At 47.0% G+C, this 16410-nt stretch carries 15 protein-coding genes and 1 pseudogene; 9 read left to right on the top strand and 7 right to left on the bottom strand.

What is annotated here, in order from left to right; translation table 11 throughout:
- Positions 1-216: 216 nt before the first annotated feature.
- The 6 genes from QSJ47_RS04015 (at position 217) to fusA (ending at position 6400) form a co-directional block, all read left to right on the top strand.
- Entirely contained in the window at positions 217-1248 is a 1032-nt protein-coding gene (locus QSJ47_RS04015; protein WP_285602507.1) for a DUF535 family protein, read from the top strand.
- Positions 1249-1826: 578 nt separating this feature from the next.
- Positions 1827-2711 (top strand): glycosyltransferase family 4 protein, encoded by an 885-nt coding sequence (locus QSJ47_RS04010; protein ID WP_285602506.1) that lies wholly within the window; start codon positions 1827-1829, stop codon positions 2709-2711.
- A 345-nt stretch (positions 2712-3056) separates the two neighbouring features.
- Positions 3057-3242 (top strand): hypothetical protein, encoded by a 186-nt coding sequence (locus tag QSJ47_RS04005; protein WP_221272247.1) that lies wholly within the window; start codon positions 3057-3059, stop codon positions 3240-3242.
- Positions 3243-3427: 185 nt separating this feature from the next.
- On the top strand, positions 3428-3835 hold the full coding sequence (gene rpsL, locus QSJ47_RS04000; RefSeq protein ID WP_015106395.1) for a 30S ribosomal protein S12: 408 nt from the start codon (positions 3428-3430) through the stop codon (positions 3833-3835).
- A gap of 9 nt (positions 3836-3844) precedes the next feature.
- The gene (gene rpsG / locus QSJ47_RS03995) at positions 3845-4312 is read left to right on the top strand and encodes a 30S ribosomal protein S7 (protein WP_221272246.1); all 468 of its coding nucleotides are present in this window, start codon (positions 3845-3847) and stop codon (positions 4310-4312) included.
- A gap of 9 nt (positions 4313-4321) precedes the next feature.
- The gene (fusA, locus tag QSJ47_RS03990; protein ID WP_285602505.1) at positions 4322-6400 is read left to right on the top strand and encodes an elongation factor G; all 2079 of its coding nucleotides are present in this window, start codon (positions 4322-4324) and stop codon (positions 6398-6400) included.
- A gap of 217 nt (positions 6401-6617) precedes the next feature.
- On the opposite strand, the pseudogene QSJ47_RS03985 reads toward fusA, so the two are convergent.
- Positions 6618-6725, bottom strand: a pseudogene (locus QSJ47_RS03985) (Cj0069 family protein); the annotation flags it as partial.
- A gap of 145 nt (positions 6726-6870) precedes the next feature.
- Here QSJ47_RS03985 and QSJ47_RS03980 point away from each other — a divergent pair.
- The 3 genes from QSJ47_RS03980 to QSJ47_RS03970 are packed head-to-tail and all read left to right on the top strand — an operon-like array spanning position 6871 to position 9402.
- The gene (locus QSJ47_RS03980; RefSeq protein ID WP_221272244.1) at positions 6871-7791 is read left to right on the top strand and encodes a PLP-dependent cysteine synthase family protein; all 921 of its coding nucleotides are present in this window, start codon (positions 6871-6873) and stop codon (positions 7789-7791) included.
- 9 nt (positions 7792-7800) lie between these two features.
- A complete protein-coding gene (locus QSJ47_RS03975) occupies positions 7801-8937 on the top strand; it encodes a cystathionine gamma-synthase (protein WP_285602504.1) in 1137 nt (378 codons plus the stop codon).
- Positions 8938-8940: 3 nt separating this feature from the next.
- Positions 8941-9402 carry an S-ribosylhomocysteine lyase gene (locus QSJ47_RS03970; protein WP_221272242.1) on the top strand — a complete coding sequence of 154 codons (462 nt, stop codon included), beginning with the start codon at positions 8941-8943 and terminating at the stop codon, positions 9400-9402.
- Between the two features lie 351 nt (positions 9403-9753).
- Here QSJ47_RS03970 and QSJ47_RS03965 read toward each other — a convergent pair whose 3' ends face one another.
- The 6 genes from QSJ47_RS03965 to topA form a co-directional block, all read right to left on the bottom strand.
- A complete protein-coding gene (locus QSJ47_RS03965; RefSeq protein ID WP_285602503.1) occupies positions 9754-11145 on the bottom strand; it encodes a tetratricopeptide repeat protein in 1392 nt (463 codons plus the stop codon).
- Between the two features lie 377 nt (positions 11146-11522).
- On the bottom strand, positions 11523-11996 hold the full coding sequence (locus QSJ47_RS03960) for a hypothetical protein (RefSeq protein ID WP_285602502.1): 474 nt from the start codon (positions 11994-11996) through the stop codon (positions 11523-11525).
- Positions 11997-12117: 121 nt separating this feature from the next.
- On the bottom strand, positions 12118-12528 hold the full coding sequence (locus tag QSJ47_RS03955; protein WP_260321646.1) for a U1 small nuclear ribonucleoprotein: 411 nt from the start codon (positions 12526-12528) through the stop codon (positions 12118-12120).
- A gap of 32 nt (positions 12529-12560) precedes the next feature.
- A complete protein-coding gene (locus tag QSJ47_RS03950; protein WP_221272238.1) occupies positions 12561-13157 on the bottom strand; it encodes a nitrate reductase cytochrome c-type subunit in 597 nt (198 codons plus the stop codon).
- A 45-nt stretch (positions 13158-13202) separates the two neighbouring features.
- Positions 13203-14111 carry a radical SAM protein gene (locus QSJ47_RS03945; protein ID WP_221272237.1) on the bottom strand — a complete coding sequence of 303 codons (909 nt, stop codon included), beginning with the start codon at positions 14109-14111 and terminating at the stop codon, positions 13203-13205.
- Positions 14104-16377, bottom strand: a complete 2274-nt coding sequence (gene topA, locus QSJ47_RS03940; protein WP_285602501.1) for a type I DNA topoisomerase — start codon at positions 16375-16377, stop codon at positions 14104-14106. Before topA ends, QSJ47_RS03945 begins: the two co-directional genes overlap by 8 nt.
- Positions 16378-16410: the final 33 nt, after the last annotated feature.

Below are 16410 nucleotides of genomic sequence, written 5' to 3'. Positions count from 1 at the left end.
ATGTCTTTAGCATTTGGGTACTTCACTATAACTCTAAGATATTATCGTAAGAGTGTTTTAGCGGCGGAATATGTCTGTGTGGCGATGCTGTTTTGTTCGATTCTGCTAGGGTTCTCATAGCCAAGCTGGAAAGTTTTGTGGCTTACAAGTTTTTATTGAGCTTTCATCTAGGGGTCGAAGAATTAGTGGTGTTACAATATAGGATAGGGAGATTTTTTGAGATTTAAATTACTTTTGGGGCGTTTAATGCTTTTGGGTTTTCGGGCAATGTTGCGTCTTTTCCCCAACATATGTAGGGCTAGTTTTTTAAGGACCATGCGGGCTCTATGGTGGTTTGCTCGGCGCGATCATGATTTAAATGCCAAAATTTTGCAACAGATGGTGGATGATCGTGATTTGAATTTTAAAATTTGGCTGAAAATGGGAGAGCGTGTGGTGGTTTGGCTACAAAAACACGAAATTTCTAGGGAAACATTTTTGGCTCTCGTTCCTCTCCCTCTTGCCCATGCTCCTCAAAACCCCGTGATAGAAATGGAGAACACCTCTCAGTGGTTTGCAGATTCCCGACTCACCCATGCAGAGCGTATGGAATGGATCGTGTTTAACTTAAAATTCCTACAAAATTTACAGATACGGATATGTGATAGGTTTGTAGATTTTTTAGCCTTACAGAGTGTGGAGTTTTACACTTTAAAAGATGCGGGGGGGGGGGGGGAATATTCTTTTTGTTTTAAAACCCAGCGAAAACGCCTTTTTTACACAGAGGGCTTTCTAGCACTAGAAATTTCTTACACAAAAGACAATGTTTCCACATATGTATATGTTTCTTCGTTGTGCATCACCCCCCAATCACACTTGCTTATTGGTGGTGTGCAGGGAAAACTAGGGTTGGAACAAGAACACATTAGATTTTTGGACAAGTATTGTTGTTGCCAGCCGGTCTTTTTTCTTATAGAATTGCAAATAGTCCTCACTAGAGTCTTAGGGCTAGATAAAACTCTTGGAATCCCCAATGCAGGACAAATTGCCTATGCGAAATATGGGGAGCTCGCACGCAATTATGACGATCTCTTTATGAAGCGCGGGGCGGATTTAGTGGAGATTGAGGGACGCACATATTACAATCTACCCCACACCCAAAAAGACATCTCACATTATCCACAAAAAAGACGCGCTATCCACAGAAAACGCTTGAAACTTTTAAGTGAAATGGAAGACAATCTTAAAAAATTGATAAGGCATGGCTAAAAAAGCAAAGTGTGGAGCATTCAACCACAGAGGTAGTTAGGCTTTCTTCATCCGTGATCATCCTTAAGAAAAGTTCTATGGGTATGGCGATCAACATTTTTGCGTTTATCGCCCTAAAATTCTTATAGATGCATTGGCATGCAAAGACAAAAAGTTCAGCCCTAGTTCCAAAGCAATAAAGGCTTTTATAACATTAAGAGAGAGCATGTAAACCATACAAAGACCGCGGAAGAATTTTTGGTACAATGAATGTCAAATTTTGTATCCGGTTTGGAGGTTTTTTGAAAGAGATTGTTTTTAATGCATCGGTTATCAAGGGGGATTTAACAGGCTTAGGTGTGTATGCTCTAATCTTTATTGAAACTTTGGAAAAGCATTTCGAGGGCAAAAAAGATATCAACATCACGATTTATGGTGATGGCAAATTTTATCCAAACCTACGAGCATGGTTAAGCGAACGAGACTCTTCTAACACACGACTAAAAAAGAAGTTTATTCATTTAATTAAACTATCTTTAATCAAACCATCTAAAGTTATTTTAAATCAAAAGCTCTATTTATCTTTAAAGTATTGTTTTTTGAACTTTTTAAAAAAACAAAGAGCTAAACGCAATAGAAAAAGGTTTTTTGATCTCTACATAGAACCCTCGTATGAAGGGGTTTCTTTCAATGCCCAAAAAACTTTGGGCTGTATCCACGATTTACCTTTATGCGATGAAAAAGCATGGCTCATTAGCCAAGAGATGAAAATATTCTGGAGGGAAGCTGTCCTCCCCATCATGCGCACCTACACAGAGGCGATTTGTTTTAGCGAGTGTGTGAGAGCAGATATTTTAAAAACATTTGGCTTTCCTAAAGAAAAGGTGCATGTGATCTACCATGGCTCAAGAGAATATAGAGAACAGCATTTAGAACCACTGCCACCGCATTTAGGAGAATTTATCTTGGTGGTGGGAGCCAAAGCCAAACGGCGTAATGTACGTGGTCTCATCGATGCCTTTAGACTCTTGTCGCAGGAATTGCAAAGTCGTTTTAAAATTGTCCTCACAGGCGCACCCAACGACATAGATGAATATGATAAGCAATATTTTAGTCAAGACTTCATCATCAATTTAAACTATGTTTCTGATGGTTTATTGCAAACCCTATACGCCAATGCCCGCTTGCTGTGGTGGGGGAGTTTTGCTGAGGGTTTTGGCTTGCCTATGGTGGAGGCGATGCGCGCCTCTTGTGTGGTCTTAGCTAGCGATGTTTCTTGCATGCCCGAGATTTTAGGCGATGCCGGAGTTTATTGCAATCCATATAGTGTCGCAGACATCGCTAGACAATTAGAGATTGCCCTAACAGATGAATTTCTACGCCAAGAATGCATTAAAAAAGGTCTAGAGAGGGCTAAACTCTTTGATTTTAAAGAGAGCATGCAAAAGCATGTAGAGATCGTGGAGAGGATGTTAGGGGATTAGTTACAATCAAGATCCTTTGCATCGCACCGTGAACGGAAAAAGGCGCAGTTTGGTAGGGAATTGCACCATTACACGATCGTGGATGCCATCCATAATAAAAATCTATTGCGCTTCTTAACTACCATGATATAAATACAGACATAGAGCTAAAAAGCGAAGCAGATGTTTATCACCCTAAGCGCATCGCCCAAGTGGTGGAACATATTCTCAAAAATTTTAAAAAAGTGACCAAGGGGAGTTTTAACTCTATTCTAGCCTGTGCGAGCATTGAGGCAGCTAAGGGTAAATGTGTGCAAGCTGATGCTTAGAACAAAATTCAAGAATGGTAGAAGAGCATCGAATAATGTGCAACAACGCTTAGAGGAAATCCAAAGCGCCTTTTCTTCTATGAATGGGGCGGTGAAAAACATCGAGGGGGCGTCTAAGGCTGTGTTAGACTCCTTAAATGAAAACAACGCTAGCTTGGGTGAGCTGAGTAAGGTTATGGCGACTCTAGGCACGCAGTCGCAACAAATGAAGAACATCGCCTAGCAGAGTTTGCAGGATTTACAGACCATCCAACAGCAGATCGACGAAGTCAAAGCCCACATCAATAAAAATAAGGAGCTCATCCAGCGCTTAAACTTCCGCTAGGCCAAGTAGGCTAAGACGCATTAAAGATTTTTAATGTTATAATAACCCTTTTATCATGCAAAAATTACAGATAAAGGACAAGAGTGCCAACCATAAACCAGCTCATCAGGAAGGAAAGGAAAAAAATCCTTAAAAAAACCAAGTCCCCCGCCTTGGTTGAGTGCCCCCAAAGAAGGGGCGTTTGCACACGGGTTTATACCACCACCCCTAAAAAACCTAACTCCGCCTTGAGGAAAGTTGCCAAAGTGCGCCTCACGAGCAAATTTGAAGTGATCAGCTACATCCCCGGCGAGGGGCATAACCTACAAGAGCACTCCATCGTGTTGGTGAGAGGCGGTAGGGTGAAAGACTTGCCCGGGGTGAAATACCACATCGTACGCGGGGCGCTAGACACGGCTGGCGTGAATAAACGTACCGTTTCACGCAGCAAATACGGGGCGAAAAAAGCCAAAGCCGGGGCCGCAGCCGGGACTGACAAGAAGAAAAAGTAAAGGGAAGAGATGAGAAGAAAAAGAGCACCCATTAGGGAAGTGTTGGGCGATCCCGTCTACAACAGCAAGGTTGTGACGAAATTCATCAACAAAATGATGTATGACGGCAAACGCAGCGTGGCAGAAAAGATCATTTACGCCGCCTTGAATAAAATCGAAGAAAAGAGCGGAGAAAAGGGCATTGAGGTCTTTGAAAAGGCGTTGGAAAATGTCAAACCCCTTGTAGAAGTGAGATCGCGCCGCGTGGGGGGGGCGACTTACCAAGTCCCCGTAGAGGTACGCCCCGCACGCCAACAATCCTTGTCGATCCGCTGGATTTTAGAGGCGACTAGAAAACGCAATGAGCGCATGATGGTGGATAAACTCGCAAATGAGCTGATGGACGCGTCCAGCGACAAGGGGGCGGCGTTTAAGAAAAAAGAGGACATCCACAAAATGGCAGAGGCGAACAAAGCCTTTGCGCATTACCGCTGGTAAGGGGGGCAAATGGCACGCAAAACCCCTTTAGAAAAAATTAGAAACATCGGCATCGCCGCCCACATCGATGCGGGCAAAACCACGACCTCCGAGCGGATTTTGTTTTATACAGGCGTGAGCCACAAAATCGGCGAGGTGCACGACGGCGCGGCCACGATGGACTGGATGGAGCAAGAGAAAGAAAGAGGGATCACCATCACCTCCGCCGCGACCACTTGCTTTTGGAAAGACCACCAAATCAACTTGATCGACACCCCCGGACATGTGGATTTCACGATCGAAGTCGAGCGCTCCATGCGGGTGCTGGACGGGGCTGTGGGCGTGTTCTGCTCTGTGGGTGGGGTGCAACCCCAAAGCGAAACCGTGTGGCGACAGGCGAATAAATACGGCGTGCCCCGCATTGTGTTTGTGAATAAAATGGACCGCATTGGGGCGAATTTCTACAATGTAGAAAACCAAATTAGAGAACGCCTAAAAGCCAACCCCGTGCCCATCAACATCCCCATCGGCGCGGAGGACACCTTCATCGGCGTGATCGACCTAGTCGCTATGAAAGCGATTGTTTGGAACAACGAGGCGATGGGGGCGAAATACGAAGTGCAGGAGATCCCTAGCGACTTGCAAGCCAAAGCCCAAGAATACCGCGACAAACTCTTAGAAGCGGTTGCCGAGCAAGACGAAGCCTTGATGGAAAAATATCTAGCCGGCGAGGCACTCAGTGAAGAAGAGATCAAAAAGGGCATTAAAACCGGGTGCTTGAACATGTCCTTAATCCCCATGCTCTGTGGCTCATCTTTTAAAAATAAGGGCGTGCAAACCTTGCTAGATGCGGTGATCGACTACCTACCCGCCCCTACAGAAGTGGCCGACATTAAAGGCGTGGACCCTAAAAGCGAGGAAGAAGTCCATGTGCAAAGTGGGGATGCGGGCGAATTTGCCGGGCTTGCCTTTAAAATCATGACCGACCCCTTCGTGGGGCAACTCACCTTTGTGCGGGTATATCGGGGCAATTTGGAGTCGGGCAGTTACATTTACAACTCCACGAAGGACAAAAAAGAACGCGTGGGGCGGCTCTTAAAAATGCACTCCAACAAGCGAGAGGACATTAAAGAAGTCTATGCCGGCGAAATTTGCGCCTTTGTGGGCTTGAAAGACACTTTAACCGGCGACACCCTTTGCAGTGAAAAAGACCCCGTGATCTTAGAACGCATGGAGTTCCCTGAGCCCGTGATCCACATTGCCGTAGAGCCTAAAACCAAGGCTGATCAAGAAAAAATGGGCGTGGCTTTAGGAAAACTTGCTGAGGAAGACCCCAGCTTTAGGGTGATGACCCAAGAAGAAACCGGGCAAACCTTGATCGGCGGTATGGGTGAATTGCACCTTGAAATCATCGTGGATCGTTTGAAACGCGAGTTTAAAGTGGAGGCGGAAGTGGGCCAACCCCAAGTCGCCTTTAGAGAAACGATCCGCAGTGCGGTGCAAAAAGAGCACAAATACGCCAAACAATCTGGCGGACGGGGGCAATACGGGCATGTCTTCATCAAGCTTGAGCCTAAAGAACCCGGCACCGGCTATGAGTTTGTCAATGAGATCAGCGGGGGCGTGATCCCCAAAGAATACATCCCGGCTGTGGATAAGGGCATCCAAGAGGCGATGCAAAGTGGGGTGCTTGCCGGCTACCCTGTCGTGGATTTTAAAGTAACGCTTTACGATGGCAGTTACCACGAAGTGGATTCGTCGGAAATGGCGTTTAAAATCGCCGGGTCTATGGCGTTTAAAGAGGCTTGCCGTGCGGCCAATCCTGTGCTTTTAGAGCCCATGATGAAAGTGGAAGTAGAAGTGCCCGAGGAGTATATGGGTGATGTGATTGGGGATTTAAACCGCCGCAGAGGGCAAATCAACGCAATGGACGACAGATTAGGGCTTAAAATCGTGAATGCTTTCGTGCCCTTAGTGGAAATGTTTGGCTACTCCACTGACTTGCGCTCTGCCACCCAAGGGCGGGGGACTTACTCTATGGAGTTCGACCATTACGGCGAAGTCCCCGCCAACATCGCTAAAGAGATTGTGGAGAAAAGGAAGGGGTAAAACTTCATCTCTAAACATAGGGTTATTTGTGGTCGGCAATGGTGTTTATATGGGGCGTTTTGCCCTATGTTCTAGTATAAGCTATTGGATCAGCAATTCTCGTATATCCTCTGGTTTGTAAACATGGCATCGTGTAGTGCATGGAAGCATTTGTCAGCAGATCTGTAGACTTGCAAAAACCTACTAAAAACTCTAAGACATCTCTTCGCTTGTTAAATCCCTCTTTAATGCGGGGCAAGAAAGTCATGTCCACTAGCATGCCATTGTCCCCGACTAGATTTTTTCACAAAAAGTCCATAAATTTACCCAGCTCTCTATGTTCCACTCGCCCTTAGCCAAAGTTTAGGGAGAGTCTTTTTTAATTTGTATCGTAACAAATGGAAAGCATAAAACTTTTACAAATCCCCACTTGGGCTTAAAATAAGGTTACAAGGCTACAATAGGGGTTATTGCTAACTTTAAGGAAGTGCATGCTAGTCCAACAAATGGGCGCACTCATCGGCTTTACCCCCCTTTTTAAATTCACCCACCACGACCACCCCCTGCCTAAAAACTCGTGCATTTACGCCAAATTAGAGCATTTAAACCCGGGCGGGAGCGTGAAAGACCGCCTAGCTAAGTATTTAATCGCCGAGGGGCTAAAGTCGGGGCTTATCACAGAGAAAACCACGATCATAGAGCCCACCGCCGGCAACACGGGCATCGCCCTAGCCCTTGTGGCTCTAGAGCATAAATTAAAGACCATCTTCGTCGTGCCCGAGAAATTCAGCCTAGAAAAGCAACAGCTCATGAAAGCCCTAGGGGCAAAGGTCATCAACACGCCTAGCCAAGAGGGCATTAAAGGGGCGATTGCCAAAGCTAAAGAGCTCGCTCAAGAGGTTAAGCACAGCTACCTACCCCTACAATTTGAAAATCCTGCTAACCCCAAGGCCTACATCCACAGCCTGGCCCCCGAAATTTTTAGCGAGCTGGGCACACAAATCACCAGCTTTGTAGCCGGGATTGGCAGCGGGGGGACCTTTGCGGGCGTGGCGACCTACCTTAAAGAGAAAATGCCGCATATCCGCTTGGTGGGTGTAGAACCCGAGGGCTCGATTTTAAACGGGGGCAAGGAGCACCCGCATGAAATTGAGGGCATCGGGGTGGAGTTTATCCCCCCCTTTTTTAAAGACCTAAGCATTGACGGCTTTGAAACCATTAGCGATGAAGAGGGCTTTCTTTACACAAGGGAGCTTGCTAAAAAACACGGGCTCTTAGTGGGCAGCTCCAGCGGGGCGGCTTTTGCGGCGGCTTTAAGGGAGGCACAAAGGCTACCTGAAGAGAGCCACATTTTAACGATTTTCCCCGACAAGGCGGATCGCTATTTGTCTAAGGGGATCTACAACACTTAAAGGACAACCATGCGCTTACAAACCAAATGCATCCACGGCGGCATTAGCGAGGATACGGCCACGGGGGCGGTGAGTGTGCCCATTTACCAAACCTCCACTTACCACCAAGAAAAAGTCGGGCAACACAAGGGCTATGAATACTCGCGCTCAGGCAACCCCACCCGTTTTGCTCTAGAGGAGTTGATTGCCGCTTTAGAGGGAGGGGTAAAAGGCTTTGCTTTTGCTTCAGGGCTAGCGGGCATCCATGCCACCCTTGCACTCTTTCAAAGCGGGGATCATGTCTTGCTGGGTGATGATGTCTATGGGGGCACTTTTAGGCTTTTTAACCAAGTGATGTCTAAAACGGGGCTCACTTATACCTTAATTGATAGCAGCGACCCGGCGCAAATTAAGGCGGCTATTCAGCCCAACACCAAAGCCCTTTATTTAGAGACCCCCAGCAACCCACTTTTAAAAATCACCGACCTTCAAAAATGCGCCACCCTTGCTAAAGAGCACAAGCTTATCAGCATTGTGGACAACACCTTTGCCACTCCCTATTTACAAAACCCTTTAAGCTTGGGGGCGGACATTGTGGTGCACAGCGCGACTAAGTATCTAGGTGGACACAGCGATGTGGTGGCTGGGCTTGTAACCACAAATAGCCAAAAACTAGCCCAAGAAATCGGTTTTTTGCAAAACGCCATTGGGGGGGTATTAGGGCCACAAGATAGCTGGCTGATACAAAGGGGCATTAAGACCCTAGCCGTGCGCATGCAAGCGCATGAGAAAAATGCCCTAAGTGTGGCAAAGTTTCTACAAACCCACCCCAAAGTGCAAAAAGTCTATTACCCCGGATTAGAAAGCCACCCCCACCACGCCCTCGCTAAAGCCCAAATGCGCGGCTTTGGCGGCATGCTCTCTTTCACGCTCAAGGATGAAAGTAGGGCGGTGGCGTTTATCGAGAGCTTGAAAATTTTTGCCCTTGCTGAGAGTTTGGGCGGAGTGGAGAGTTTGGTGAGCGTGCCCGCCTTAATGACCCATGCCTGTATCCCCAAAGAACAACGCTTAAAAGCGGGGGTTACCGATGGTTTGGTGCGCCTCTCTGTAGGCATTGAGGATATAGAGGATTTGATCGAAGATTTAGAGCAAGCATTGAAAGGATAGCCAATGAAAAAAGCCAATGTAGAAAGTTTTAATTTAGACCATAGAAAAGTCAAAGCCCCCTATGTACGGGTGGCGGGGCGCAAAGTGGGTACTGGGGGCGATGTGATCGTTAAATACGATGTGCGTTTAAAACAGCCTAACAAGGCACACATGGACATGCCAAGCTTACACTCTTTAGAGCATTTGGTGGCGGAGTTAATCCGTAACCATGCCGACTATGTCTTGGATTTCTCGCCCATGGGCTGCCAAACGGGTTTTTATTTGATGGTCTTAAACCACGACAACCGCGCCGAGATTTTAGACTTGTTGGAGAAAACCATGCACGATGTGCTGCAGGCTAAGGAAGTGCCCGCGTGCAATGAAATCCAATGCGGCTGGGCGGCTAGCCACTCTTTAGAGGGCGCACAAGGTTTAGCTAGGGAGTTTTTAGCCAAACGCGCAGAGTGGGAGGATGTGGGGGTTTAGAGCAATGCCTGTAAAATTGAGCCACTTTTAAATGGAGTGGTTGTCTTCAATTCAATAAAGATGGTTTTTAGCTTCTTTCAAGTTTTTTGACTTAGCCCTTCTAGGGGGTTGAAGGGACATTGCATCCTTTTAATTAGAGGGTTTGGAGTGATGTGCTTTAGGTGGGTGGTTAAATCGTTTATCAAATTAACTAAACTTAGTGCGTTGTTAAGATTAGTTTATTTAGAATCTTTTATGGGTAGTTTTTGGGTTGCAGGAGAGCTACCCCCTTTATGTATGTGCTGTAAACTCCAAAAAGCACTTGCTAGTGCTAAAAGAGCCCATACCGCGCCCTAGTGTGGCTTGCTAAACTTAGGACAAAGTGCCCGTAAGCAAACGCCAAGCACTCACGCCATGCCCTAAAAACCCTTTGGGGTTAAAGACACCTCCAGAACTGCAGTAAAAGTGCCAATGTTTAGGACCTAATTCTCTAGTGAATTTGCGGTAAGTGTCATAGTCCCGTTTGTATTGATTCAAGCGTTTTTGCTCCTCCTCCTCAAAGCCGTATTCTTTGGCTAGGTAGGGCTGGGTGGCTAGGTATTCCAAAAGATCGAGTAAGGCTTTGTAATGCCGATAAGACACCGCCATTTTAAGCCACTTAATGGCTTGGTCGAACGCTTCAAAATAATAAAATTGTATGATTTCTGGCTTGGATTTGCCCTCCGTGAAAGCGAGCGTAAGGGGGTTAAACCCTCGTGTGGCGTGGTCGAACACAAGTTGTCTCGCGCAAAGTCCGCTCCCTAGTTGGATGCCCTTTTTATAGGCTTGGATAGAGTTTTGCTCCTCTTGCTCGCTCTCATGCCCATTAAAACATCTAATGTAGGTATAAAATTGCCCCAAATAATAACACCCGACATGGCAATCAAGGTCTATTGCCTTTTGAAACGCCTCTATGGCTTTTTCCACCAAACTCTCATCTTCGTACTCCTGATCCTCTTTGCTTGCCAGCCGAAGTCGATTGACAAAGGCTTGCCCCATCTCAGCCCACGCTTCTGTGTCGCCCTGCTTGGCTTGGCGTTTGAATAACTCTACTGCCTTTTTGTAATACTCGTAAGATTTGGCTTTAGAACCCTCATCTGTTTCGCCAAAATTATTGTATCGGCGGTACAACTCGCCCAAATGGCGGTAAGCCCGCCCTTCACCTAGCTCCCCTGCCTTTTCAAAAAGCTCTTTGGCTTTTTGGTGACAATTTTGCACCTTTTTGTCGGCAAACACATGGCAATGTTCTAAAAACTCTTTGTAGCTTTCAACATCAGGGTCGATCTCATCCTCGCAACTAGAAAGCCCCCTTTCTACAACGACCCCCTCTAACACCTCCCCACTCCCATATTCCACTATTTGCGTGTCTCCATTTTCCATATAAATTTTTCCAAGCTCCACCATTGCCTGCACGGAGCCTAACTCTATGGCTTTTTCAAAACAACGCATGGCCACATTATTATCCGGATATAGCACAATGCCCTCCACTGCCATCTTACCTAATTCTAGCCAAGCCCCATCACTCCCCAAGTCTTTGGCTTGCATATAATCTTTAAAGGCTTGCAGGGTGTTTGCGCCGTATTTCCATAAAGGTTTAACTTCAGGGGTATTTGAAGATTGGGTTGTTTGTGTTGTTTGTGGGGCTTGTTCTGTTTGGGTTGCTTGTGTGGGGTTTTGGTTAGTGCCCTGCAATAAATTTGCGTGGCTTTCTTGCAAAGCTTGCAATAAATTTTCTAAATCCTCTAAGGATTTAGATAAAATGTTAGCTTGCTCTAGGGCTTGGGTGCTTTCTGTACTCGATCTTAGTGCATTTAAAGCCGTGTTTGTTTTGACTTTGAGTTTTTTAAATCACGCTAGAGAGTTTTCTAACTCTGTATCGTCCTCTACGCCTTGGTTATAGATGTTTTCTAAAGATTTGCCAAAAGTGGCAAGTGTGTCTAAGAGTTGGTTAAACTTGGTGCTTAAGTCTTCTAACTCTTCTTTAAAGGGGGTTAAATCACCCCCCCATATCCTCCAACACAGATAAAAACAATCTGTGGGCGCGTTTAGTGGCTTTAAGCTCTTGACTTAGGTTGTTGTGTGCTTGTTGCATGGACCGATCCTTAATTAGCGTTTAAAAAAAGCGTGTCTAGTTTATCTTTGGGGGCGCTTTCGTGATAGATAATGGCGACTCCGCTTTTGTAGTTCACTTGAGAGAAGTCAGGCACAACAGCGGTTTGTTTAAAAAAGGTGCTGGAGAGATAGAAGTTTGCCTTTTTCTCAAAAATCCACCCCAATTTTAGATTTAGGTAAGAGATTGTAAAAACACCCCTCCCTACACTAGGCTCTAGCCAAGTGTATTTGTCTAGGTTTTCGTATTTGGCAATGATTTTTTGAGCCGTGTTGAAAAGTTGTTTGGCAATCTTAGGTTTGGTGTAGTAAGCATCCAGATGGTTTTTATGATTCACTCTCATAACCCCACCATTGACATATTTTAAGGACATGGATAACCTTTTTACATTTGCTAAAATTTTAATAAAAGTTGTAGGGTAATAAAGCGTGGCTTTTAAAATCCAAAAGCCCCACTTGTTCAGCATTAGAGCCCACTCAAAACCCCTCTAAAAGCTTTGGGCGAAACAAAGGCTTTCTTAAGACTCAAACTTGAGATTCATAAGGCAGATGAAAAGTCCACGGCTTTGATAAAAAACCTTTGGTCTTTCACCACCAAGGACCATACATCATGGGCATGGCACTCATCATGGGATACATCCCCATAGGATACATGCCCATTGGAGACATTCCCATTGGATATAGACCATAAGGATACATGCCCATTGGATACATCCCCATAGGATACATCATGGGATTGTAGGGGATATAACCCGCCCCTGTGGGGGGCAAGGCAGAGAGGGCGAACTTTCCGCCGTGCGCAAGCTTGACCCCCGCTAAAAAGATGTTTTTGAAAGCACCATAATGCACGGGTTTAGACTCTTTGGCAATGTCGCCATTCTTATTGCCCACGCACTCGTTTTTCATCTCGCCGCATTCGTTTAAGGTGTCGATGTCGGGCAGTTTAGCGTCCACATCCTTAGGCACGCCCACCCAACACCCCCCAAGAAAGGCAACCATACTTAGACACCGAAAAGTCTTAACGACGGTCATTATTTAGAGTTTGACTTTGTTTTGTTTGTCTTGCTTAAATCTTTCACCCCCACATTCACGACATCCATAAAATCCGAGCGGAACTCGAGCTTTTTATTGCTAAACACGGGTTTGAAGTTGTTTTTCACCAAAGGGGCGGCATTGGCCTGGGGAGCGTGGCACTGCGTGCAGTTAAAGCGGGCATCGCTCACACTGTGGTTAGGCGTGGGGCGGTTGTGCCTAAAGTCGAACAAATGCGAAGCGGGCACGGGGGTTGCGCCCACCGTGGGAGCGACATCGGGCATGTGGCAACCTAGACATTGGTTATTGTCCTTGGTGATGGGCAGCAACCCGGTAGTGTCATGCGGGATCATGGGTGGGGCGTTCTCATAGGCGCGCTCAAAGCGTTGGCTCTCGCCCGGGGGGTTTTTGTGGAAGCTGTAATCTTGCAACTCTAGATCGTGTTCGTTCTCTAGGGGGGCTTTTCTTAGCCCAATTTGCGTGTCGCTTAGCAGTGCTTTCTCGGTTCTCTCTTGGTGTTTTTTGTGGCTGGTGTGTTCTAAAGCGTAAAGCCCACCGACAAGAACAACAGCCACTAACAAGGCGCGTATTTTCATGGAATGTCCTTAAGTTTTTTGGGATTATACCATATCAAAGTAACCTTATGGGTGATAATAAAAATGTATTTGCCCTACCTGCTTGGTTTGCAGTGCCCCCATTTCTTGCAACTCTTGTAGTTGCCTTGCACTCAAATAACACCGCGCCTCTTCTACGCTCAAAGGGCGGCACCTCAATAACTCCAAAAACGCCTCCTTGCTGCTGGGCACTTGGGTTTGCTCTAAAACCCGCTTAGGCAAACTCAAGGGCAAGCCTTGGAAATGCGCCATCAATTCCTGCAACTTAGCGGGCTCTAGGGGCTTGGCTTGGTGTGCGGGGGGGCGATCGATCGTGCTTAAGTCTATGCGCCTTAAGTTGGGCACTTGCCTTAAAAAATCTGCTAGGTCCTTGATATGCGCAGGGTTGTCATTGACCCCCGCCACCAAGAGCACCTCTGCCACCAAAAAGCCGCCATACTTGGGAGCAAAGTCTAAAACCCCTTCTAAGATTTTTGCTAAGGATAAATCTTTATGTGGGCGATCGATACGGCTAAAAACCTTTGGCCAAATGGCATCTAAAGAGAACTTGACAATGTCGTAATGCACCAACGCCTCTTGCACTTCAGACACGCCAAATCTAGAGCCATTGCTTAAAATCAAGGTCTGCACCCCTTTGGGGATCAAGCCCTGCATGCCCACAATCAAATCTTTTAAATACGGATACAAAGTCGGCTCGCCATTGGCGGTGGTGGTGCAGACATCTAAAGGGCTTTCGAGCTTGTCTAAGGCGGACTTTAGGGCGTTTAAGATGAGAGTAGGGGCTAAAATGTCTTGCATGTGCTCTTGGGGCTTTTTAGCCACAAGCTCACAATATAAACAATCAAAATTGCACTGCTTGGCTTGCCCCGACACATCGATGCCTAAAGACCACCCGAAACGGCGGGATTTGAGCGGACCAAAGATGGGGTTAAACAAGTTGCGCCACTTCTTCGCTGAACTTGCACTTTAGACAAGTGTTGACGCTGGGCTTTTTCTTGTAGGCTTTATAGACCATGAGATACCCGCACTCAGGGCAGGGCTTGTCAATGGGCGGGTAGCTGGTTAAAAAGCGGCACGTGGGGTAATTGTTGCAGCCAAAAAAACCCCCCTTTTTGCTTCTTTTTTGCACGATCTGCCCCCCACACTCGGGGCATTTAAAGAGTGTGTCCTCTTGTTTTGGGGCTTCTTGGCGGATGTTCTTACACTTAGGATACGCGCTGCAGGCCAAGAACTGCCCAAAACGCCCCCTCTTAAACACCATGGGCGATCCGCATTTCTCACAAGGGGGGTGTTCTTCTGTGCTTTCTTGGGGGACTTGGATGAATTTGCACTTAGGGTAGGCGCTGCACGCCACAAACGCGCCAAAGCGGCTCTTGCGCTCCACAAGCGGGGCCCCGCACTGCGGACAAAAAAGCCCTGTGGGCACGCTCACCTTTTGAGAGACTATTTGTTCCTTGCCCTCTTGGATTTGGTGCATGAAGGGGGTGTAAAACTCCAAGAGCATTTGTTGCCACGAAGTCTTAGAGCTGGCGATCGCATCTAGTTTGTCCTCCAAACTGGCGCTAAAAGCCGCGTCCACGATGTTGGTGAAGTGCTTTTCTAAAACACCCACCACCACGAAGGCGTTCTCTGTGGGGGTAAGTTGCTTTTTCTCGAGCACGACATAGTCGCGGTTGATGAGCAGGGCGATGGTGGGGGCGTAGGTGCTGGGCCTGCCGATGCCTAGACTCTCTAGGGTTTTGACAAGCGAGGCCTCCGAGTAGCGGGGGGGAGCCTCGGTGCTGCACTCTTTGGCGTTAATGTGGCTTAGTTGCAAGGCTTGCCCTTCTTGCAGGGGGGGTAGGAGTTTGTCCTCGCTCTTTTCTTGCAGCACCTTTAAATAGCCCTCAAAGACCAATTTACGCCCACTGGCTTTAAAAGTGGCGTTTTCACAGCCAATAGACACGCTTTGTTGTTCAAAGAGCGCGTCCGCCATTTGCGAAGCCAAAAAACGTTGGTAAATCAAGGTGTAGAGTTTATGCTCTTCGGGTTTTAAATACTCCTTAGCTAAGGCGGGGGTGAAACTTAAATTCGTAGGGCGGATCGCCTCGTGCGCCTCTTGGGCGGCCTTGTTTTTAGACGCGTAGATTTTAGGGGTTTTGGGCAGATACTTGTCCCCATAGGTGGCTTTGATGTAGTCTTTAGCTGCGTCTTTGGCCTCTTTGGCAATGTTGAGGCTATCTGTGCGCATGTAGGTGATGACCCCACTCACCCCCTCAGGAGTTGCCACGCCCTCATAGAGTTTTTGCGCGATGCCCATGGTCTTGGAGGGGCCATAGCCTAGATTCGTGGATGCGCTCTGTTGCAGGGTGGAGGTCATAAAAGGGGGGGGACTGGGGGAGACTTTGTTTTTCTGCACCACTTCTTGCACGCTATAACTCTGCTCTTTAAGAAAGGCGCACATTTGAAGGGCTTCTTCTTTGTCTCTCAAGCTTTGGCTTTTAACCTTTGCGCCCTTGTAGGTGTCTAGGCTGGCGTGGATGCCTTTAAAATCCCCCTCAATGTTGTAGTAAATGATGGGCTTGAAAGCTTGAATCTCTCTTTCTCGATCCACGACAATTTTTAGCGCCGCGCTTTGCACCCGCCCCGCGCTCATGCCCCTTGAGATTTTATGCGCCAAGAGCGCGCTTAAGCTAAAGCCAACGATGCGATCGAGCAAGCGCCTAGCTAACTGGGCGTTGATTTTATAGATGTCTAGGGTCTTGGGGTTTTCTAGGGCGTGCAAAATAGCGGATTTTGTGATTTCATGAAACACAATGCGCGGCAGGGTGAAAACGGGGTTATTAGTGGGTTGCTGGGTTTGGCTCTCCAAGTCAGCGATCTCTTGGGTGGCGCTGGATTTCTTTTTTTTATTTTTCTGTTCTTTAATCAAATAGGCGATGTGGTAGCCGATCGCCTCGCCCTCTCTGTCCTCATCGGTGGCAATGTAAATCTGCGCCGCGCTCTTGGCAAGGCTTAAGATTTGGGCGACTATGTCCTCGTGGTCCTTACACACGGCGTACTTAGGGTAAAATTTGTCCTCTTGAATGCTGATCCCCATGGCGTACTTGCTTAAATCCCGCACATGCCCCTTAGATGCGATGACTTGGTAGCTAGAGTCTAGGAAGTTAGCGATGGTCTTGGCTTTGGTGGGGGATTCTACAATGATGAGCTTTTTTTGCATGCAAAACTCTTTAATGTGGTATTTCTAATTATT

It is taken from the genome of Helicobacter sp. NHP22-001 (assembly GCF_030270165.1).
GTDB classification, from domain to species: domain Bacteria; phylum Campylobacterota; class Campylobacteria; order Campylobacterales; family Helicobacteraceae; genus Helicobacter; species Helicobacter gastrofelis.
The sequence above is the reverse complement of the archived record's forward strand: the minus strand, read 5'-3'. Positions and strand labels throughout refer to the sequence as shown.